The following is a 22,038-nucleotide window of genomic DNA, read 5'->3' on the forward strand; positions in this document are numbered from 1 at the left end:
CAGTGCATAAAAATAGATTTACTCCGACACCGATATGATAAGAACATGTCGGTGTCATCGTATCATCATGTCGGTGTCATGATGATATCTTGACCTAGTCAAAGTATGAAGCCACTAAGTAAACTTAATATTTATACACAATCTGAATATATAGTCACAATAGGAGTTATACACAAAAAGAGGATTCCTTTATTCTGTCTGAGTCTTAGTACTGCACTCTATGGCAAAATGTATCAGTTAAAACAATGACTTGTATTAAACTCTTTCATTTGCCAAGTGACATAAGCCAATTAGGCTATTTATTCGGCTCAAATTACAAAATAGAGTATAACCGTAATTCTCTTGCATTCAGTCTGGTGCTATAAGCAAAGAGTTTCAGGAAAGGTACTTCAACAATAAAGCCCTCATTGGAGATTCCAACGAGGGCTTTCATTATATCTAGAGTGTATTATTTATTCTTTTATCGTACGAAGACTATTAAAAACGTCTTTCAAACTTTGTATATCTTTTTCAAAGAGTTGAAACACCTCTTCTTTATTCTTTTTGAAAAGATCATCCCTCTCTAGCCCTACTCTTGAAGCTTCGAGTTGGAAGTGAGTAAGAGTCATTCCCTTATAAAGAACTTTAAGATAAGCTTGGGTGTATTCCACCTCAAAATCAAACTGCACATCTGGCAAAGGGATAGTTTCTAGTTTTCTCTTCAAGAATTTGCGCTTCACTAAATAAAGAGCCCTATTCGTAATCACTTGTTTCCCCAAGATAAGAATTGGAATTTCCTCTTTACTAAAAAACAAGTCGAACTTCTCTTTCAAATCATACACTTGCTTCCAGAAGGTTGAACCATCATTTATATCATTCTCTGCAGAATATACATTATTGAGTTGCCAGTTTTCTAGAACATAATTATCTACTCCTTTTTCTTTCAAAGGATCACCTAGATATTTATTAAAAAGTGCAATAGACTGACCTTCTAATTGGGCATTGGCTTCATATTCTGCTAAATATTCTTTTTTTACAGGTTTTAAATGAAACTGAACTTCCAAAGCCTGTTTTATATTTGCAAAACTACTATTTCCCCATAAACCCGAATCGAGAAGGATGCGATTTGGCGAAGTAATTAAGCCATATACATTCTTAATATATTCTTCTTGACTATGCACAAACACACTTTTAACATCTCTATTTTGTGAAGTATAAAGTTTTCCTAACGCACAGCTAGCTAAAAACTGTTCCCAAGAACTAAATTTAGACTCTACACACTCCCCTACTTTATTGAGATAAGTAGTCAGTTGTTCATCTGTAAGGTATCCTAAATCATTAGCCTTTGTCATAACCTCTACCAAACGTGCCAATTCAAAGCCCCAGACAGGATAGTTACCAGCCAATTGAATAAGGATTTCATTCTTATTAAAAAACTGGATGAATAACTTTTTACTTTCAGGACAAGAAAGTAAGTCCATTAGCTGATCTTTAACACTATTGACAATAAACTCCTTGTCGTTTTCATCAAAATCGGTAGTGTAACTTTTAACCTTTTCAATGAGGTATTCATCGGTAAGCATAAGATCATCTATCTGAGTCGTGTCTTGCTCCAAAACATCAAGCTGATCTCGCCAGACATCTACCAAAATAGAAAACATAGGATGTAACCAGATACTATTACTCATATAGTCTTCAATAGTAGCAATAGCACTTTCCTCATCGGTTATATCGTAAATATTTTCTAGATTTTTGCGGATTAACGCCTCTTCTGCCTTATCCTTTAACGATACTGTATCATAGAATTCCTTTTGAATCGTTTTTGCATCTACAACTTGTTCAAAATGTGATGTATATCTATATACAGAGCAAAGTGAGGTGTATTTGTTTAACATAAAATGAAGATTTATCTTATTAGCGGTTATAGAATGTATCTTCCAAAGAAAAGAATTTTTATGCGTTATTCAAGGCGTTTTATACATATTATCAGAAATTAGTGAAAATTTCTACACGAAAGGGTAAAAAAAGGAGTTCCATGTCTCTATGGAACTCCTTCTACTATTAGGATTAGCACAGTTTTTTAAAGTTCTGTACTCTTTAGCTTAATTTGACTACCACGTAAGCCTTTGGACTTTGCTTTTAAAATAATATTGCCCGATTTTCCTTTTACAGAACGCAAAATGACTAGAGCTTTACCATTAAAGGCATTGATATAAGGATTCAAGAAAGAAGCATGACTCGTTTGATCTCCGTTATCTGTTGCTACAATTTCTGCAGCACCTTTTACTTCAAACTCTATCTTGTTGGAAGCCTTAGGATGCATTAGCCCTTCTTTATCACAAATATCAACAGTTATAAAAATAAGATCTGATCCATCTGCCTTCATAACTTGTCGATCTGCTTCTAGTTTGAGTTGAGTAGCATTTCCTATGGTTTTAACGACATCTTCTGCCCACTCTTTTCCATTTTTATAGGCAATAACTTTTACTTCTCCAGGTTCGTAAACCACATCATCCCAACGTAAGCGATATTCGTACTCCCCTTTGGACTTTCTACCTAAAGATTTTCCATTTAAGAATAATTCAGCCTCATCACCAGAAGTATATACGTGAATAGGTGTGATTTCTCCTTTACGATCTGCCCAGTTCCAATGAGGTAAGATATGTGCCATAGGCAATTCGGGACGCCAATGTGCTTGATAGATATAGAAACGATCTTTCTTGAAACCTGCTAAATCGACAATTCCAAAATACGAACTACGAGAAGGAACTGTTAGTTTTCCTGCTTCCTTAAGATCTTTCTCTGCCTGAGCACGTTCTTCATCAGAATGATAGTTGGAAAGTACTGTCATATCTGCTGTAAAAGGAGTAGGTTCGCCTAGGTAATCAAAACCCGTCCATACAAATTCTCCTGCACTAGCTTTTACTCTATCCTGACCTTCAAATTCTGTATCGGGAGGACAAGCCCAACCCGGTGCAAATAAGTCGTACGAACTCATATAAAATCCTATTTTACCCCCACTCTTGTCATTATCTACCGGGAAAAGATATTCTCCACGTGTACTGATACAAGAAGCAGTTTCACTACCATATAATGGAATTTCTGGATTTTCTTCTTTAAACTTCGCATAGAAATGAGGTTTGTAATTGTAGCCAAACACATCTGCTACTCGCTCGAAACCATTAAATCCTGCTTGAGGATTATCATTTCCTATTGTAGTAGGGCGAGTAGAATCTTCTTCTCTCACCACAGTACTTAGCCATTTACCAATTACGATACCTTGCTCGTTGTGTTGTTCTCCTACTTCATTTCCTATACTCCATGCTATTATAGAAGGGTGATTTCTGTCACGATGGATAAAAGCACGTAAATCTTGTTCATTCCAATCGACAAACAATTTAGAATAACCATTCTCCTTTTTGGGCATTACCCAAGTATCTACAAACTCATCTAGAACTAAGATACCCATACGGTCGCAAAGATCGAGCATTTCTTGAGCTGGAAGATTATGAGAAGTACGGATAGCATTTACACCCATCTCCTTTAATATTTCAATCTGACGTTCCATAGCACGGGTATGGAATGCTGCTCCTAAGGCTCCATGATCGTGGTGCATACAAACACCTTTCAACTGAACTCTTCTTCCATTTAGGTGAAACCCATCTTCGGCTGTAAACTCAATCGTACGTATGCCAAAAGGTGTGAGATAGGTATCGAGCACCTCTTCATTATTCAACACTTCAGTTTTAACCACATACATATCAGGATGTTCTACATCCCATAGTTTGGGCTGTTCTAAAGAAAGAACCTGACTAACGGTTTTAGAGCTACATGCACATACTTTTTGTTCTGTTGTAACAAGTGCATCTCCCTCGATATTACCCTCTTTATCTTGTAAATAGAGAGTAGAACGTAGTACAACTTGTGCATGGTCTTTCTGAGCATTAGCCAATGAAACGGCTACATGAACCTCAGCTTTCTCTGCTGAAACTTGAGGAGTTGTAACAAATGTACCCCATTGATCAATATGAATAGGATTTGTTTTGGTTAGCCACACATTTCTATAGATACCCCCTCCAGGATACCATCTAGAAGAGATATTTGGGTTATCTAAGCGAATAGCCAACTGGTTTTTTTCTCCAGCTTTAATATAAGGTGTTAAATCTACTTGATAAGAAGCATAACCATAAGGCCAACCTCCTACTAACTCTCCATTACACCATACGGTAGAATAAGACATAGCACCATCTATTTCTAGAAAGAATTGCTTATTTACATCTTCTGAAGAAACTTCAAATTGCTTACGATACCAAGCAACCCCAAACCACTCCAACTTAGCTGTTTCTCCAGGAAGATCTTGAACGAAAGGACCTTCAATACCCCAATCGTGAGGTAGATTGAGTACTCTCCACGAACTATCATCGAAACTAATTTCTGTATATTCCCCACCGTTTAGTTTTTCTTGTGGCTGGGCATAGAGTGGTGCATTTTTTAGGAATCGATTACCAGAGGGTAATATCCATTTCTTTATTTTCTCATAATCTAAACGGTTGTCCTTTTGAATAGACAAGGGATCTTCTTTTTTGAAAGACCAACCTTCATTAAATAACATTCGCTCTCGAGCACTTGAGTAGGGTAAAAACAAAAGTACTACTGCGACAAAAACCAGAAATCGTTTCATATATATCAAATTGTTAGTGAATTTCTTTATTCAATAAGTTGATGAAAGAAGAGCTCTTTCTCCTTCCTTTTGCTAAGATAAGACAGTTTTTAGAGTATAAAAAAACCGACTTGGTCTGAACTCATCGAATCTAGAACCAAATCGGTATTTTTTGTATTCATTAACAAATAAAGGAATATTATCCTCTATTTCTTTTTTCTTTTGTACAGAAATTTATGCCATTTCTCTTCTGCTTTCCCATCTCGAGACATCTCTTCTCTGCCCATAATAAAAAACAAATCGGAAAGTCGATTGATAAATTTCAACAATTCATCGGGTAAAGCATCACTGCGGTGTAAAGTCCACAGTCTTCTCTCACTTCTGCGAGCAATAGTTCGAGCCCATTGTAAATGAGCCGAAATTGGATTACCTCCTGGTAGAATAAAAAATTCATTTTCGGGGATTTGGGCCACCATCTCATCTATTAATTCTTCACAGTAAGGGATAATAGACTCATCAAAAGTATTCGGGTTTTTTTCACGATGTGCAGAAGGAGTTGCTACTAAAGACATGACTACCATCATCTCTTTTTGAATGCGATAAAGAATCTCATGCCTGCTATCTTCTTCTGCCATAAAAGAGCGAACCACTCCGATGACACTGTTGAGTTCATCCAAAGCTCCGTTTGCCTCAATACGAATATCATCTTTATCTACTCGAGTACCTCCATGAATCGAAGTCATACCCTTATCTCCTCCTTTAGTATAAATTCTTACTGCCATTTCTTAATCATTAAAAAGATTCAACCAATTTTCATTATCAGCCCAATAAATATGAGTGTATCCTGCAACTGCATTCTTATATCGAAGTAATTTCGTATCCACTTCCTGACCTCTTGCCCCATACTGTTGTGCAACACTTGGCAAATTTGAAATGATTTGGGAGTAGTGAAACTCATGCCCTCTGTATTCTACTCCTTGATAAGAGAATAAACGATAACCCAATTTTAGTTTCATATTCTTCATGCTAGCTTCTTGATGAAAGATATCAACCATAGGATATTTAACACCCTCGTTCGTTTGTATGGAAGACGACAAATACATCATTCCGCCACATTCAGCAAAAAGCTTTCCTCCTTTTTCGATATAATCATAAATACTTTGGTGCATCGTTTTGTTTTCACTGAGCTTAGACGCATAAAACTCGGGATAACCTCCTGGCAAGTACACAAAATCGGCCTCACGGGGAAGCTCTTTATCGTGTAACGGACTAAAGTAAACAACAGAACCCAATTGCTGAAGTGTCTCAATATTTTCTACATACATAAAATTAAAAGCTTCATCTTTAGCTACGGCAATACACTGGAACATAGGTTTAGTTTCTATCTCTTTTACTCTCGTACTTTTTACGGATGAAGAAGTTATTTCTAATAATCGTTCTATATCAACATGCTGTTCGATAGCATCTGACAAAATATCAATAGAATGATGGATGGCTTCGGTGTTGTCGGTATCTAAACCTAAATGTCGTTCAGGAATGGCGAGATTTTCATCTTTAGGTAAATACCCTAAAGGCTCAACTCCTACATCGTAGCAGGCATCTTTTAAGAAGCTATAATGACTTTCAGAACCCACAAAATTGAATATGACTCCTTTCACACGAATATCTTTATCGAAATTCTTAAAGCCATAAAGCAAAGCAGCCGTAGAATAAGCAGATGCCTTTGCATTGACTACCAAAACAATAGGAATATCCAATTGCTTTGCAATCTGTGCAGCACTACCCTCCATCTTTTTATAACCATCAAATAAACCCATAACACCTTCTACAACAGAAACATCTACAGAAGAGGTATACTTATTATAAGTGTTTTCTATATGCTCGGGGGACGCAAGAAATAAATCTAAATTTACAGAAGGCTTACCAGAAGCTAATGCATGAAGTTTGGTATCAATATAATCGGGACCACATTTAAAGGGTTGTACAGATAAATTGCGTTTGGCTAAAACTCTCATCAATCCAAGTGTTACTGTGGTTTTTCCGGCACCAGAGTTTGCTGCTGCAATTAAGAATTGGGGTTTATTCATATCTTCTATAAAGTTTTATTACTAATAAAAAACGTAATCACAATATTACATTAAAAAAAAGAAAAGAAGTGTTTAAAACTCTTTTATATTTTAATACCTTTGCAGCGTTTTGGTGATGTCCTAGTATTTCCTTACTAGGGTATAAAAGGGAATTCGGTTAGAATCCGAAACAGTGCCCGCTACTGTGAACTCTATAAAAACACGGTTTGAACATCCTCATTGCCACTATTCTAAATACAGAATGGGAAGGCGTTCAGACAGAGTTAGTCAGGAAACCTGCCAACACAAACAGATAACAATATTCTCGGGGCTAAGAATAGAGTATGAATTTTACATAAAACATCTAATGAAAAAGACTTTACTGGTTTTAGTAGCATTTATATGCTGCTCATTCAACTTGTTATGTGCTCAAACCTTACTAAAAGGAATTGTAAAGAGCGAAAAAGGTTACCCCGTTAAAGAGGCTACAATAGCAGTTGAGGGAACCCACTATGGTACAATGACAGACAATCAAGGAAGATTTGAACTCAGTATTCAGGATACAGGAAGCCTTATTTTAAGAGTTCACTCTTTTAATTATCAAGATAAAAGATTGTCTATAGACAAGATAGCAGACAAGCATAATATCTCTATCGTATTGCCCGACAAGGCTTTCAACTTATCAGAAGTGGTAGTTACAGGAACAGGTACACATACTTATTTGAAAGACACCCCCATTCACACACAGATTTTTACTCAAAAAGAAATTCAAAATACAGGAAGTACTTCTTTAGAGGAGATTGTTGCCAACATGAACTCTTCAGTTACTTATAGTGAAAGCCACGGTATTATAGCAAGTGGTTTGGGTGGTAGAAATCTATTAATTTTAGTAGATGGCTACAAAATGAATGGAGATACCAGCGGTCAGACAGACTTGGAGCGTATCGACATGAGTAAGATAAAAAGAATAGAAATTATTAGAGGATCAGCATCTGTTCTTTATGGTTCGGAAGCGATGGGTGGAGTTATCAATATCATCACCCAAAACCCTACTGAAAAAGTAAATATTACAACAACTAATAAGATATCTAGAAAAGGACAGTTCTTTCACTCTACTGTTGCCGAATTCAAACTAGGTAAAGTAACTTCTCAAACATCATACCAGAGAAGACAAACCAATGGTTGGCAACTTAGTCCATACGAATGGGATAAAAAAGGAGGTCCAAATAAAAATGGTTACGATGAAAATGGTCAGCCTACCGTAAAAGAAACAGTAAAACAAGCTGTAACTGCCTACTCTTCAAATATTGTAAAACAAAAATTTACGTATAAGCCCAACGCTCGTTTAAGCTTTGATCTTTTTGGCTCTTACTACAACAAGAAACAAGATCGTCCTTATGAAGCATATAGCTACAACATGGCTTATAAAGATTACAATATCGGGGCTGGAACAATCTATCGCTTACCTAAAAAGATAGGCTTTATCAGTTTTGATACCTATTTTGACAACTATGAATATGAAAAAGATCATTTCAAAGGTAAAAAAGAAGGTACATCAGAGTTATCTAAACGTCAACGCTATTTTAAAAACGACTTAAAAAGCGTATTAAACTTTAGTCATCATAAGTTGACTACAGGGCTAGATTACACCATCGATTATTTAGCTAATCCAGAAAAACTAGAACATTCAAAATCGGCTTATACAGCTGCTGTTTATGCTCAAGATGAAATGAAATTCTTCGATGCTTGGACTGTTGTTGCTGGATTTAGAGCCTTACACCACAAAGAATTCAACAATCGCTTTGTTCCTTCACTTTCTACTATGTATTCTTGGGATCATGTCAATATGCGCCTATCTTATGCAGGAGGTTTCCGTGCCCCAGATATGATGGAACTTTACTACGAAAATGAAAATATGAATGGTGGTACAGTGAATCATCCTAACCCCAATTTAAAACCTGAAAAGTCAAATTCATTCTCTTTCAATGCTGAATACTTCAATAACTTCTTCACCTTATCAGGTTCAGCCTACATTACATTCGTGGATGATATTATTCAACGCGTTTTAATCAATGATCAATATACTAATGAATCGGCAAAACAAGATCATTATCAATATCAGAACTACGATAGAGCAAGAAGTAGAGGTTTCGATGTGAGTATGCAATTTCTACTTACTGAGGGTTTAACCCTAGGTACGAATTACAGTTTCTTGGAAGCTAAGAATATGAATTCCAAAAACAAACCGAATGTTAGAGATAAATATTTAAACGGTTCAAGTCGCCATACTGGTTCGGTAAGTCTTAACTATTTCAAGAACTGGAGTAAATACGACTTAAATGTCAACTTGAATGGACACTTACAATCCAGAGCCTATTATACGAATATGGATGCTCGTTCATATAACCTATGGAATATTACAAGCACTCATCGCTTCAAAGCACTATCCATCTTCACCCCTGAAGTTTCTTTGGGTATAGATAATATTTTCAACTTTAAAGATGAAAAACCTTTCTTGATGAGATATGCTACAACCTCTCCAGGAAGAACATTCTTTGCTAGTGTAACACTTAAATTTAATAAATAAAACAATGAACTCTATTAAAAAACTTTTCTTAATTGCTATTTGTATGGTGAGCTCTCTAGCTCTATATGCACATGGTGGTGGAGATTATGAGCATATTGACTTTTTTAAAGATATGAAGGAGGCTGATAAAGCCGCTGTGTTAATGGTACACTTTGGTACAACACATAACGACACTCGTGAAAAAACCATTGATGCTATCAATCTAAAGGTAAAAGAGCAATTTACAAATTGTGATTTCTATGAAGCCTATACTTCTCGCATTATTATCAAAAGATTGAACGAAAGAGGAATCAAAAAACAAAACCCTCTTCAAGTTCTAACTCAACTGCATAAAGAAGGATACACCCATATTTTAATTCAACCGACAACTATTATTAATGGGGTAGAAATGGAATCTCTACGCAGAAATGTATTGGATATTCAAGATCAATTTAAAGATATACGCATCGGTAATCCTCTCCTTTATGAGCCAGAAGACTATAGTAATTTGATTGAAATCATAACTAAAGATATTCGTAAAGACCAAGCCTTCATCTTTGTAGGGCACGGAACTTCTGACCCTACAACGGCACAATATGCTATGATGGACTATATGCTCAAAGCAAAAGGACACGACAACTGCATAATTGGAACAATTGAAGGTTATCCTTCTTTTGATGACGCATTAAACCAACTCAAAGCTTCTCCGTATAAGAAGGTAACTCTTATCCCTCTTATGTTTGTAGCTGGAGACCATGCCAAAAATGACATTGCTGGAGATTGGAAAGAAGATTTAGAAAAAGAGGGCTATCAAGTAGATGTAAGAGTACAAGGACTAGGAGAAAATCCTCAAATACAAAACTTATATGTAAAACATCTACAATTTATCACGACTCACAAAAAAAGAGACATCATAGATAAAAAAGCAGTTTACGAAGTAACTGGAGAAGTGATGCATTAATATAGAAAAACACTTTATGTTTAAGAAAATAACATATGCCATCCACAGAGTATTAGGAACAGTAATTAGCTTACTGTTCCTAATGTGGTTTATTACAGGATTAGTTTTGATCTACAAGTCATTTCCTGATGTAGATAAAACACAGAGACACGACCACAGAATATGCCTCACCGATTCCTTACCGAATATAGAGGATGTATTAGCAGAAATTCCTCAAGATGAAAAGCTAAAAAGCATTCAGGTAAATCAGTATAAAAACAAAGGAATATTTACTGTAGAAACGAGCAAAGACACCTATTATATTTCTTCTCAATTAGAGCAAGATAATGAGCCTATTTCTAAAGCTGAATTAGAAGACATCGCTCAATCATGGGTTCAGGCTTCTATTGCAAAAATAGATACGCTGCACAAGCAAGATATTTGGATTATGTACTCTAAATATCAAAAAGAACTTCCCATCTATAAAGTACATTTTGATGACTCTGCAAAACATCAACTTTACTTATCATCAAGAACAGGAGAAGTCCAACAATTAACCACACGTAATGAAAGACTTTGGGCTTATGTGGGCTCTATTCCTCACAAGCTATATATTCCAGCTCTACGCCAACATACGCGAACATGGATAAATACACTTACTACCCTAGCCACTCTCTCTTTTATAACCGTGATTACAGGATTTATATTAGGGGTAAGAGCTTATACCAAAAGATATAAGATTCAAAAGAAATGGAGCACTCCCTATCGTAAGTTTAGCTATAAGTGGCATACTCTTTTAGGTTTTGCATTTAGCCTATTCCTTTTTACTTGGTCTATTAGTGGAATGATGGCTCTCCAGAAAGTTCCTCAATGGCTTGTAAAGACACATACGAATTATCATATCCCTCAAAAAATTAAAGGTAAAAAGGTAGATCCTGCTGTCTATCCTTTAGATTATAGAAAACTCCAAGAAGCATTTCCAAAACTAAAACAAATTTCTTGGACTTCTTTTCAGGGAGTCCCTATCTATGAAATCATAGATGGTAAAGAAGTGTTACATATTGATGCTTCGAAAGATAGCATACAAAGGCTCAATTTATCAGAGGCTCAAATTTGCCAAGCCATAGAGTCTATCCATGGTCAAGAGACAAAATATAACATCCAACTTATCCATCACTTTGAAGAATATTACTTACCTTGGAAAAGAGATTTAGATTTACCTATTTACAAGGTATCCGTAGAGAGTGAAGACGAGAATACATATTATATAAGTCCTGAAACAGGAAATTACAAACACTTAGATAAGAATAGAAAAGCACGAAAATGGTTATTCAATGGATTCCACTATTTGCACATACAATGGCTAATGGAACGACCAGTATTATGGACTTTAACCATCTGGTTCCTAGCTTTAGGATGTATAGCTGTTTCTGGTACAGGTGTTTGGCTAAGCTTTAAATTTTTAATACGTAAACTGAAAAAGAAACCTAAAAAGACATGTTAAAAGGAAAGATTATAGTGGCAGGAATTGGTCCTGGCTCACAAGAAGATATTACTCCAGCTGTATTGGAAGCTATTAAAACCTCAGATGTAATAGTAGGTTATAAATATTATTTTCAATTTATAGAAGGTATCAGCAAGCCAGGAGCGATCTGTATAGATACGGGTATGCGTAAGGAAAAAGATCGTGCAGAAGAAGCCTTTAAATATGCAGAGGAAGGAAAAACCGTTTGTGTAATTAGCTCTGGAGATGCAGGAATATATGGCATGACTCCTCTTGTTTATGAAATGAAAAAGGAGAAGAATAGTGATATTGAGGTAATTGCTCTTCCTGGAATTAGTGCCTTTCAAAAGGCTGCTGCTTTACTTGGTGCCCCTATAGGACACGATTTTTGTGTTATATCCATGTCCGACTTAATGACTTCTTGGGAAACCATAGAAAAGAGAATAAAAGCTGCGGCTATGGCAGATTTTGTTACAGCCATTTATAATCCCAAAAGTAAAGGAAGGTATTGGCAACTTCACCGTTTGATAGAGCTATTCTTAGAAGAAAGAGATCCACAAACACCCGTAGGCTATGTTCATCAAGCTGGGCGAGAGGATCAAGAAATAGTTATTACTACCTTGTCCGAACTAGATATCGAAAAGATAGATATGTTTACCATTGTCATTATAGGGAACTCACAAAGCCATACTTTTGGAAATCAGATTATTACTCCTCGTGGTTATTATCGGGAAGGTAGAGATGCCAATGTAGGTTTAGGACAAAGCATCATGATCAAAAGTTTCAAAACGATTGAGAGTGAATTAAAAAACAAAGAGATCCCTCTCGGACATAAATGGGCACTTCTACATGCTATTCATACTACTGCCGACTTTGATATGGAAAATATTCTCCATGTAGATAAGGATGCTGTAGAAACCTTAAACAAATCATTCTTATCTGGCAAAACCAAACAAATTATTACCGATGTAACTATGGCTGCTTCAGGAATTCGCAAAGGAGCTATAGAGAGATTGGGTATTGAAGCTAAATGTTATTTACACGATGAGCGTGTAGCCGAATTAGCTCAACAACACGATATTACTCGCACTCAAGCAGGGATTCGTTTAGCTGTAGAAGAACATCCTGATGCACTTTATGTATTTGGTAATGCACCCACAGCCTTAATGGAATTATGCAAATTAATACGCTTGGGCAAGGCACATCCAGCAGGAATCATTGCTTCTCCCGTAGGATTTGTCAATGTGAAAGAATCAAAGCACATGATTAAGCCTTTTAAAGAGATACCCAAATTAATTGTAGAAGGCAGAAAAGGAGGAAGCAACTTAGCAGCTACTTTAGTAAACTCTATTTTATCCTTTGAAGATGCCGAGCAACTTCGACCAGGTAGAGATGTATGATTAGGAGGCACTAAAAATGAAAAAACTGAAACCAATCATGTTGGCAGGTACAGGTAGTGATGTTGGAAAAAGTATTATCGCTACTGCCTTTTGTAGAATCTTTTTACAAGATGGCTATCAACCTGCTCCATTCAAAGCCCAAAACATGGCTCTCAATTCATTTATTACTGCCGATGGATTAGAAATTGGGAGGGCTCAAGCTGTACAAGCCGAAGCCGCAAGAGTGGATTGCCAAACAGATATGAACCCCCTACTTCTTAAACCATCAGGAGATAAAACTTCTCAGGTGGTATTAAATGGTAAAGCTATAGGCAATCAAAGTGCTTATGCGTATTTCAGGAAAGAAGGACGGGATGAACTTAGGCAAGCTGTACATCAAGCTTTCGACCGACTAGAAGGAAAATATAATCCTATCGTGATGGAAGGAGCTGGTAGCATTGCTGAAGTTAATCTCAGAGAGATAGACCTAGTGAATATGTCGATGGCTATGTATGCTGGAGCAGACGTAATCTTGATAGCCGACATTGATAGAGGTGGAGTTTTCGCTTCAGTATATGGCACAGTAATGCTTATGAATGAAGAAGAACGCAAACATATCAAGGGCATTATCATTAACAAGTTTAGAGGCGATGCTCGTCTGTTTGAATCGGGGATTAAGATTATTGAAGACTTGTGTAAAATACCCGTACTTGGAGTTGTTCCTCAATATACAGATATTCACATTGAAGAAGAAGATTCTGTCGTTCTGCAAACTAAAAGCATGAATGCCGAAAGAGGAAAAATCAATGTAGTAGTTATCTTGCTTAAACATCTGTCTAACTATACTGATTTTAATGTATTGGAGAGAGATCCTCGTGTACATCTTTTCTATTCAAACAATACAGAAGAAGTTGAGAAAGCTGATATCATCTTAATTCCCGGAAGTAAAAACACCATATCTGATTTATACGAAATGAGAAAAAATGGTGTAGCCCAAAGCATCATTAATGCACGCAAAAATGGAGCAACTGTGGTAGGGATCTGTGGTGGATATCAAATGATGGGACAAGAGGTGTGTGACCCTTTCCACGTAGAGAGTGAAATTGAACGTTTCCCGGGTTTAGGACTCTTACCTACAACTACGATTATGGGAAAAGAAAAAGTAACCCGACAAACAGAGTTTACATTTCTCGATCAGCCTCAACCTTGTAAAGGATATGAGATACATATGGGATCAACTAGGCCAATTGAAGGTACCAAGTCAAAACCAGTCAATCACACGGAGGAAGGACAAACCGATGGTTATTATGTTGACAACAAATGTTTTGGAACTTACATTCATGGCATACTAGACAACTCAAATGTAATAGAGCATATTTTAGCTCCTTACACAGATAAAATGAATGAAGAGCCTTTAGATTTAGCTCAATTCAAAGAAGAACAATACGATAAATTAGCAGATCATGTACGTCAGCACGTCAACATGGATTTGCTATACAAAATATTAAAACAAGAAGACTAAATGATTATTGGTCACGGAGACGACATATATAACCAAGACAATAAGATCGTTTGGAACTTCAGCTCTAATGTGGATACCCATCAAGATTTATCAGCTCTAAGAGCTTACATCACAACTTGTATTCACCAAATACACTCATATCCAGAACCCGATGCTGGTTCTCTGGCTCGAGTGTTAGCAGAAAAGAACGGAGTTAACCAAACTAACTTAGCAATTACCAATGGAGCTACCGAGGCTATTTACCTTATAGCTCAAGCTTTTGCTCAAGCAAAAACAGCTATAATCATTCCCACTTTCAGTGAGTACGAAGATGCTTGTCAAATTAATCAACATCAGCTATCCTATTACTCACATTTAAGTGAGGTCCATGAAGAACTCGATTTAATTTGGCTCTGTAATCCCAATAATCCTACGGGCTACACTTACTCAAAAGAATATCTCTTAAAGTTCATCAACCTACATCCCAAAACAGTTTTTGTGATAGACCAGTCGTATGAGCATTTTTGTAGAGAAGAGCTTTTTACAATGCTAGATTCTAAAAGCATTTCAAATTTAATTCTTCTCCATTCTATGACTAAGCATTTTGCCATTCCTGGATTAAGATTAGGTTATTTAAGTAGTTCTGAAAACTTGATCAATAAGATCAACTATTTTAGAATGCCTTGGGCGGTGAATCAATTGGCTATTGAAGCGGGTAAGTTTTTAGAAACTCAATACGATAACCTAGTAGATGTAGAAAAATTACTAGAAAATGCTCACATTCTTAAAAAAGAATTAGCTAAAATGGATGAGCTGGAAGTTAGTCCCACTACTACTCATTTTTTTATGTGTTGTATAAAGGATAAACATAGAACAGCTCAAGACTTAAAAGAATTTTTAGTTAAGAACTATGGTATTTTAATTCGAGATGCAAGTAATTTTAGAGGATTGACACCTCAACATTTTAGAGTGGCAGCCCAAAACAAAGAGGCTAATAACGTACTTATAAAAGCAATTAAAGAATGGATATCATAACACTCTATATTATTCTTCCTTTACTACTAGGCTGGCTGATGGATTTGAGTTTAGGCGACCCTGAGCATCTCCCTCACCCTATTGTCTGGTTTGGTAAGTTAATTGCTTGGGGCGACAAAAGGCTAAACCAACAAAGCAATAGACTGATAAAAGGTGGATTATATAGTACCTTTTTGATTCTATTTGTTTTTGCATTGACTTGGGCCATTCTTCTTCTAGCCAATCGAATACATCCTCTTTTAGCCATAACCATCAATACTCTTGGAATTTTCTTCTTCTTGGCTGGTAAAACTCTTCGCAGAGAAGTGAAAATGGTTTTTGATGCAGTAGATCAATCGGTAGAAGATGGAAGAAAGCAATTATCACGAATAGTGGGCAGAGATACCTCTCAACTCTCTCCTCAACAGATACGTATTGGAGCACTAGAAACTTTGGCAGAGAATCTAAGTGATGGCGTCATTGCACCTTTGTTCTGGTTTTTAATATTTGGCTTACCAGGTATGGCTGCCTACAAGATGATTAATACCCTAGATTCCATGATTGCTTATAAGAATGATAAATATAAAGATTTTGGATGTTGGGCTGCACACATAGATGATATCGCCAATTATATTCCAGCTAGACTAACAGCTATACTAATGCTTCTTGTTAGTGGCAATCTAAAAAAGTATTCATTCGTCCGAAAATATTGTAAATTGCATCTTAGTCCAAACTCAGGCTATCCAGAATCAGCTCTCGCAGGAATATTAGATTGTAGATTTGGTGGACCCAATATTTATTATGGCAAAGTAGTTGATAAACCCTATATAGGAGATAACCCAAGAGAATTAACTCTTCAAGATGCACAGAAAGCCATCCGTGTGAATCTCTATACAGAGGCACTTATGGTCATTTTATTAATCGCTGTATTTATAGTATTATGAAATTTTACGTAATAGGCATAGATGATAATCAGAATCAAGAATTTTCTTCTGAAGTCAATCATATAATTCAAAGCAACTCCATCTTTTCTGGAGGAAAAAGGCATTATGAGATAGTCAAAGAATACTTGCCAACAGCTCACCAATGGATAGATATCGTAGTTCCTTTAAGTGATGTTTTCAAGCAATATGAGAGTTGTGAAAATATAGTTGTATTTGCTTCGGGAGATCCACTCTTTTTTGGATTTGCTAATACCATAAAAAGGGAAGTTCCTGATGCGGAAATTATACTTTATCCCTATTTTAATTCCCTACAACTCTTAGCTCATCGCTTGGTTTTACCGTATCACGACATGCACATTGTTTCGTTGACGGGCAGACCTTGGGATAAATTTGATGAAGCACTAATTTCTGGTTATGCCAAGATTGGCATTCTCACCGATAAAAAAAATCATACTCCATCAACGATAGCGCAGCGAATGCTTGATTTTGGGTACGATAATTATACAATGACTGTAGGTGAACTATTAGGGAATAAGGAGGAAGAAAACACTTCTACTTGGAATATAAAAGATATTATTGGTAAAGAATTTAAATTCCCGAATAATATCATTCTTCAACAAACATACAAGCGAAATAAACCTTTTGGACTACCGAATGAAAAATGTCATTTGTTGGATGGTAGAGTCAATATGATTACCAAAATGCCTATCCGACTTCTGTCTTTAAGTATGCTCGATCTTTGGAATAAAGAAACACTTTGGGATGTAGGTTTTTGTACAGGCTCAGTTTCTATAGAAGCCAAACTTCAGTTTCCACATCTCAAAGTAATTGCTTTTGAAATCAGGGAGGAAGGAAGAGAACTTATTGATGCCAATGCCAAACTTTGGGGTACACCAGGAATTGAATCATATATAGGAGACTTTACTCTAAAAGATATTTCTGAATTGCCCAGACCAGATGCGGTATTTATAGGTGGGCATGGAGGAAAAATGAATCATATCATCCAAAAGATAGCTCCTATCCTTGCAGATAACGGAGTTATTGTGTTTAATTCGGTTTCTGAAAATAGTCAGAGCCTTTTTAGGGAAGCAATTCAAGAGAATAACTTAACTTTACAAGAGTCAACCTCAATCCAAATAGACAACTATAACACCATCCTTGTGATGAAAGCTATAAAAAATAAATAATATGAAACATGCAATAATACTTACATCTAAATCTGCTTTGGGTGTAGCTCAAACCATACAAGAGAGTCTGATTGGCAGCACGATCTACTCTAAACACGAACTAGAAAACTGTCAATTCATACCTTCGATAAGTGACTGTGTAGCAGATCTATTTGATAAAGTAGATTCTATTCTTTTTATTGGAGCAATGGGCATTTGCGTAAGAGCTATTGCTCCTCATATTAAAGATAAACATACAGATCCAGCAATTATTTGCATTGATAGCACGGGGAAAAGTGTAATTTCTGTTTTATCAGGACATGTAGGAGGAGCCAACGAACTAACAGAACAAATTGCACGAATTTTAGGTACAGAACCTGTTATTACGACTCAAAGTGACAACAATAATCTTTGGGCTTTAGATACAATTGGCAAAAAATACAATTGGGTAACACGCAGCAATGTAAACAACTTTAATCAACCTCTTACTCGTTTCGTCAATAAAGAAAAAACAGCTCTATTTCTCAATGCCAAAGATGAAGGAACAGCTTATTTAGAAAGAACGAAACCTGAACATGTAGATATTTTTTATAAATACGAGGATATCAACTTTGATCATTACCAGCTATTTATAGCAGTAACTCCCTACATCTATCCCGATGCAGGAATTGATACTATATCCTTTCATAACAAAGCTTTTCATTTAGGTGTAGGTTGTAGAAAAAACTGTAATGCAACAGGTATAGCACAACATATAGAGAATTATCTCAACAGCATCAATATAGCTACTGATGCGATTCAAGACATTTCTTCAATTGATATTAAGAAAGACGAACCTCTTTTAAAGGAATTGAGTGAATACTTCGGGAAACTACCTATTTATATCTATTCTGCAGAAGAATTGGAAGATGTAAACGTTCCAAATCCTTCCGAAAAAGTCAAAGAGGTAACTCAATCTCCTAGTGTCTCTGAAGCATCGGCTATACGCAGTGCTCATGATGGTATTTTACTTGTAGAAAAACAAAAAGGAGTATTCAGTGAAGGCAATGATTTTACATTTGCATTAGCTATTGATCCTGCTTCTATTCGACAAGGACATATAGAAATAGTGGGTGCTGGTCCGGGTGACCCTGAGCTCGTTTCTGTAAGAGGAAAACGTTTCTTAGAAGAAGCGGATTTAATTCTTTATGCAGGTAGCTTAGTGCCAGTAGAACTGACTCACTATGCAAAAAAAGGAGCTGTTGTTCGTAGTTCAGCTGCTATGACTTTAGAAGAGCAGTTTGCTATCATGAAGGAGTTTTATGATAAAGATTTGTTAGTCGTAAGACTTCATACGGGAGACCCTTGTATCTATGGTGCTATTCAGGAACAAATGGCTTTTTTCGATGAATACAATATGTCATATCACATTACTCCAGGTATTTCATCATTCCAAGCTGCTGCTGCAGAGTTACGTTCACAGTTTACAATACCCGAAAAAGTACAAACTATTATTCTAACTCGTGGTGAAGGTCGTACTCCAATGCCCGAAAAAGAACAACTACATATGCTCGCTAAATCACAAAGTACCATGTGTATCTTTTTAAGTGCATCTATTGTAGATAAAGTTCAAGAGGAATTATTAGTACATTACCCTCCTACCACCCCTGTTGCTGCTTGCTATAAACTAACTTGGAAAGATCAAAAGATATTCCGCGGACAATTAAAAGACTTAGCTCAGATTGTAAAAGGCAATAACCTAACTCTAACTACCATGATTGTAGTAGGTGAAGCAATAGATAATCGCAAAGGAGTATCTAAACTCTATTCTCACAAATTCAGACATCTATTTAGAAAATGAAAAAGATTTGTTTGATAACAGGAGGACAACGTTCGGGAAAGAGCTCTTACGCAGAGAAAATAGCTCTTTCTCTTTCTGAAACTCCCGTCTATTTAGCCACCTCACGAATTTGGGATGATGAACATCGCAAAAGAATCGAAATTCATAAGGAGCGACGTAAAGCGAACTCTTGGATAAATATTGAAGAGGAAAAAGAACTGAGTAAACATCATCTAGAAGGAAAAGTAGTTCTCATAGACTGCGTAACCTTATGGGCAACTAATTTCTTCTATGATTTAGATTCTGACGTGGCAGAGTCGCTCTCTCAACTCAAAAAAGAGTTTGATCTATTTACACAACAAGATGCTCTTTTTCTTTTTGTAACTAATGAAATAGGTATGGGGGAGATGTCTATTAACCCCATACAAAGAAGATTTGCTGATCTACAAGGATGGCTAAATCAATATATTGCTTCTCAAGCAGATGAAGTTACGCTAATGGTTTCGGGAATTCCCGTCAAAATTAAATAAAATGCTACAATTCGACATTGAAAAACCCAACGAGGAAATTATTCCTTATCTGCAAGACAAAATCAACAACCTAACCAAGCCCAAAGGTTCTTTAGGTTTTCTAGAAGAGCTTGCACTACAAGTAGGATGGATTCAACAAACTCTATCCCCTCAGTTATCTAATCCCCATCACATCGTTTTCGCTGGGGATCACGGTATTGCTTCAGAAAAAGTAAGTCTTTCTCCTCAAGAAGTAACCTATCAAATGCTTGAAAACTTCTTAAAAGGAGGAGCTGGAGTCAACTTTCTTGCTCGTCAACATCATTTTAAATTAATGGTAGTCGATGGGGGTGTTAATAGAGATCTTGATCTTTCAGACAAACGAATTACACACAAAAAAATACGCAAATCAACACGTAACTATTTGTATGAAGCAGCAATGACCGAAGAGGAAATGAATCAAGCTATTGAATCTGGAGCAGAATGCGTACGTCAATGTCATGCAGAGGGTTGCAACGTATTAGCTATTGGTGAAATGGGCATAACAAACACTTCTTCCTCTTCCATTTGGATGCACTTTCTCACTGGTACATCTTTGAAAGAGTGTACAGGAGCAGGAAGTGATCATACAGGTGATATTCTCAACCACAAATACGATGTCTTAAGCAGAGCTGTAACTAACTACAAAGGAAATAACTCACCAATTGACATTATGCGTTATTTTGGAGGTTATGAAATGGTTATGACTGTAGGTGCTATGCTCGAAGCTGCCCGACTAAAAATGATCATTCTTGTAGATGGTTTCATTATGACAAACTGTATGCTTATGGCTTCTAAAATCAACAAGAATGTGTTACACTACGCTATCTATGGACATCAAGGAAATGAAATAGGACATCATATTGCTCTTAATTATTTAAAAGCAAAACCTATTTTACAACTGGGTTTTAGACTTGGTGAGGGTACGGGAGCTCTTTGTGCCTACCCTATACTAGAATCGGCCATTCGGATGATTAATGAAATGAGTACATTCAAAGATGTACAAGTAACTAAATACTTCTAAGGACATGATAAAAGATATTGCTGCTGCACTACAGTTTTTCACAAGACTTCCTTTCTACAAACTTAAGATTTTTAATGTTCCAGCAGAACACTTCAAGCAGGCAATTAACTATTGGCCTGTCATCGGTTGGCTGACGGCTGGGGTAATGTCTATGACATTGTGGTTTAGCAGCTATATCTTTCCTTATCCCATTGCTATTATCCTAGCTATCCTATCTCGATTGCTACTTACTGGAGCATTACATGAAGATGGGTTATCTGATTTTTTTGATGGTTTAGGTGGGGGTACTACTCGTGAAAGAGTACTTGAAATTATGAAAGATTCTCATATTGGTACGTACGGCGTACTAAGTCATATCATCTACTTTTTATTACTCTTTCAGTGCTTATCTGCACTACCAATAGAAACAGCAGCACTTGCAATATTAGTTGCTGATCCGTTAGCAAAATTAATATCCTCTTACATTAATAAAGTTCTACCCTATGCTCGAACAGAAGAAACCAGTAAAGCCAAAGTGGTTTATGGAAAAATGTCTGTTCCTACTTTTATTATAGCACACCTCTTTGGACTATTACCTCTTATTTTATTAATACCCTATGCTATATGGTGGGTTGCTCTTTTCCCTATCCTCACATTTCTGCTTATCGCTGTCATTTTGAAAAGAAGAATTCAAGGCTATACGGGAGATTGTTGTGGAGCATCCTTCCTCCTTTGTGAAATTTCCATTTATTTGGGTATCTTACTAGCATTAAATATTTAAGCTTATGAATGTATATTTGATTCGTCATACTTCAGTTAATGTTCCTAAAGGGACTTGTTATGGACAAACAGATGTTCCATTAAATGATTCTTTTGAAGAAGAAGCACAAGTAGTAAAAAATCAACTCAAAGGAAAAGAGTTTGATTATATCTACTCTAGCCCATTAAC

17 protein-coding genes and 1 riboswitch are annotated in these 22,038 nt (G+C 36.3%); of the genes, 13 read left to right on the top strand and 4 right to left on the bottom strand.

The annotated features are described in order from the left end of the window. Positions 1-452 precede the first annotated feature (452 nt). The 4 genes from K8V80_RS11050 to K8V80_RS11065 all read right to left on the bottom strand — a co-directional run bounded on the left by K8V80_RS11050 (position 453) and on the right by K8V80_RS11065 (position 6,726). Complete coding sequence (locus K8V80_RS11050) at positions 453-1,874, bottom strand: DUF1266 domain-containing protein (RefSeq protein WP_276778024.1); 1,422 nt, start codon at positions 1,872-1,874, stop codon at positions 453-455. A gap of 185 nt (positions 1,875-2,059) precedes the next feature. Beyond that, positions 2,060-4,660 (bottom strand): beta-galactosidase GalB, encoded by a 2,601-nt coding sequence (galB, locus tag K8V80_RS11055; protein ID WP_276778027.1) that lies wholly within the window; start codon positions 4,658-4,660, stop codon positions 2,060-2,062. 185 nt (positions 4,661-4,845) lie between these two features. Further along, positions 4,846-5,421 (bottom strand): cob(I)yrinic acid a,c-diamide adenosyltransferase, encoded by a 576-nt coding sequence (locus K8V80_RS11060; protein ID WP_276778029.1) that lies wholly within the window; start codon positions 5,419-5,421, stop codon positions 4,846-4,848. A 3-nt stretch (positions 5,422-5,424) separates the two neighbouring features. Next, on the bottom strand, positions 5,425-6,726 hold the full coding sequence (locus K8V80_RS11065) for a cobyrinate a,c-diamide synthase (protein ID WP_276778030.1): 1,302 nt from the start codon (positions 6,724-6,726) through the stop codon (positions 5,425-5,427). 93 nt (positions 6,727-6,819) lie between these two features. Continuing rightward, a riboswitch (cobalamin riboswitch) is annotated at positions 6,820-7,024 on the top strand. A 48-nt stretch (positions 7,025-7,072) separates the two neighbouring features. Here K8V80_RS11065 and K8V80_RS11070 point away from each other — a divergent pair. The 13 genes from K8V80_RS11070 to K8V80_RS11130 all read left to right on the top strand — a co-directional run. Then, complete coding sequence (locus K8V80_RS11070) at positions 7,073-9,292, top strand: TonB-dependent receptor (protein ID WP_276778031.1); 2,220 nt, start codon at positions 7,073-7,075, stop codon at positions 9,290-9,292. A 4-nt stretch (positions 9,293-9,296) separates the two neighbouring features. Next, positions 9,297-10,232: a sirohydrochlorin cobaltochelatase gene (locus tag K8V80_RS11075; RefSeq protein WP_276778033.1), complete on the top strand. Its 936-nt coding sequence runs from the start codon at positions 9,297-9,299 to the stop codon at positions 10,230-10,232. A 16-nt stretch (positions 10,233-10,248) separates the two neighbouring features. After that, entirely contained in the window at positions 10,249-11,715 is a 1,467-nt protein-coding gene (locus tag K8V80_RS11080; protein ID WP_276778035.1) for a PepSY domain-containing protein, read from the top strand. Then, the gene (gene cobJ, locus K8V80_RS11085; RefSeq protein ID WP_276778038.1) at positions 11,709-13,115 is read left to right on the top strand and encodes a precorrin-3B C(17)-methyltransferase; all 1,407 of its coding nucleotides are present in this window, start codon (positions 11,709-11,711) and stop codon (positions 13,113-13,115) included. The genes K8V80_RS11080 and cobJ overlap by 7 nt, the downstream gene beginning before the upstream one ends. A gap of 16 nt (positions 13,116-13,131) precedes the next feature. Beyond that, positions 13,132-14,616 (top strand): cobyric acid synthase, encoded by a 1,485-nt coding sequence (locus K8V80_RS11090; RefSeq protein ID WP_276778040.1) that lies wholly within the window; start codon positions 13,132-13,134, stop codon positions 14,614-14,616. After that, on the top strand, positions 14,617-15,630 hold the full coding sequence (locus K8V80_RS11095; protein WP_276778042.1) for an aminotransferase class I/II-fold pyridoxal phosphate-dependent enzyme: 1,014 nt from the start codon (positions 14,617-14,619) through the stop codon (positions 15,628-15,630). Further along, the gene (gene cbiB, locus K8V80_RS11100) at positions 15,618-16,553 is read left to right on the top strand and encodes an adenosylcobinamide-phosphate synthase CbiB (RefSeq protein WP_276778044.1); all 936 of its coding nucleotides are present in this window, start codon (positions 15,618-15,620) and stop codon (positions 16,551-16,553) included. Before K8V80_RS11095 ends, cbiB begins: the two co-directional genes overlap by 13 nt. After that, a complete protein-coding gene (gene cbiE, locus K8V80_RS11105) occupies positions 16,550-17,740 on the top strand; it encodes a precorrin-6y C5,15-methyltransferase (decarboxylating) subunit CbiE (RefSeq protein WP_276778046.1) in 1,191 nt (396 codons plus the stop codon). The genes cbiB and cbiE overlap by 4 nt, the downstream gene beginning before the upstream one ends. A gap of 1 nt (position 17,741) precedes the next feature. Further along, a complete protein-coding gene (cobM, locus tag K8V80_RS11110; protein ID WP_276778047.1) occupies positions 17,742-19,559 on the top strand; it encodes a precorrin-4 C(11)-methyltransferase in 1,818 nt (605 codons plus the stop codon). Continuing rightward, positions 19,556-20,068 carry a bifunctional adenosylcobinamide kinase/adenosylcobinamide-phosphate guanylyltransferase gene (locus tag K8V80_RS11115; protein ID WP_276778050.1) on the top strand — a complete coding sequence of 171 codons (513 nt, stop codon included), beginning with the start codon at positions 19,556-19,558 and terminating at the stop codon, positions 20,066-20,068. The genes cobM and K8V80_RS11115 overlap by 4 nt, the downstream gene beginning before the upstream one ends. A 1-nt stretch (position 20,069) precedes the next feature. Beyond that, positions 20,070-21,110, top strand: coding sequence for a nicotinate-nucleotide--dimethylbenzimidazole phosphoribosyltransferase (gene cobT, locus K8V80_RS11120; RefSeq protein WP_276778053.1), 1,041 nt, complete (start codon positions 20,070-20,072; stop codon positions 21,108-21,110). Between the two features lie 4 nt (positions 21,111-21,114). Beyond that, a complete protein-coding gene (gene cobS, locus K8V80_RS11125) occupies positions 21,115-21,870 on the top strand; it encodes an adenosylcobinamide-GDP ribazoletransferase (RefSeq protein ID WP_276778054.1) in 756 nt (251 codons plus the stop codon). A 4-nt stretch (positions 21,871-21,874) separates the two neighbouring features. Then, the coding region (locus K8V80_RS11130) for a histidine phosphatase family protein (RefSeq protein WP_276778055.1) at positions 21,875-22,038 on the top strand (164 nt) is incomplete at its 3' end.

Source organism: Bacteroides coprosuis (genome assembly GCF_020741705.1).
Lineage (GTDB): Bacteria > Bacteroidota > Bacteroidia > Bacteroidales > Bacteroidaceae > Bacteroides_E > Bacteroides_E coprosuis.

Coding starts and splice junctions, on each gene's coding strand:
- cobT (WP_276778053.1), top strand. CDS start 20,070: ATGCTACAATTCGACATTGAAAAACCCAACGAGGAAATTATTCCTTAT.
- K8V80_RS11115 (WP_276778050.1), top strand. CDS start 19,556: ATGAAAAAGATTTGTTTGATAACAGGAGGACAACGTTCGGGAAAGAGC.
- K8V80_RS11080 (WP_276778035.1), top strand. CDS start 10,249: ATGTTTAAGAAAATAACATATGCCATCCACAGAGTATTAGGAACAGTA.
- K8V80_RS11050 (WP_276778024.1), bottom strand. CDS start 1,874: ATGTTAAACAAATACACCTCACTTTGCTCTGTATATAGATATACATCA.
- cbiB (WP_276778044.1), top strand. CDS start 15,618: ATGGATATCATAACACTCTATATTATTCTTCCTTTACTACTAGGCTGG.
- galB (WP_276778027.1), bottom strand. CDS start 4,660: ATGAAACGATTTCTGGTTTTTGTCGCAGTAGTACTTTTGTTTTTACCC.
- cobS (WP_276778054.1), top strand. CDS start 21,115: ATGATAAAAGATATTGCTGCTGCACTACAGTTTTTCACAAGACTTCCT.
- cobJ (WP_276778038.1), top strand. CDS start 11,709: ATGTTAAAAGGAAAGATTATAGTGGCAGGAATTGGTCCTGGCTCACAA.
- cbiE (WP_276778046.1), top strand. CDS start 16,550: ATGAAATTTTACGTAATAGGCATAGATGATAATCAGAATCAAGAATTT.
- K8V80_RS11065 (WP_276778030.1), bottom strand. CDS start 6,726: ATGAATAAACCCCAATTCTTAATTGCAGCAGCAAACTCTGGTGCCGGA.
- cobM (WP_276778047.1), top strand. CDS start 17,742: ATGAAACATGCAATAATACTTACATCTAAATCTGCTTTGGGTGTAGCT.
- K8V80_RS11060 (WP_276778029.1), bottom strand. CDS start 5,421: ATGGCAGTAAGAATTTATACTAAAGGAGGAGATAAGGGTATGACTTCG.
- K8V80_RS11075 (WP_276778033.1), top strand. CDS start 9,297: ATGAACTCTATTAAAAAACTTTTCTTAATTGCTATTTGTATGGTGAGC.
- K8V80_RS11095 (WP_276778042.1), top strand. CDS start 14,617: ATGATTATTGGTCACGGAGACGACATATATAACCAAGACAATAAGATC.
- K8V80_RS11070 (WP_276778031.1), top strand. CDS start 7,073: ATGAAAAAGACTTTACTGGTTTTAGTAGCATTTATATGCTGCTCATTC.
- K8V80_RS11090 (WP_276778040.1), top strand. CDS start 13,132: ATGAAAAAACTGAAACCAATCATGTTGGCAGGTACAGGTAGTGATGTT.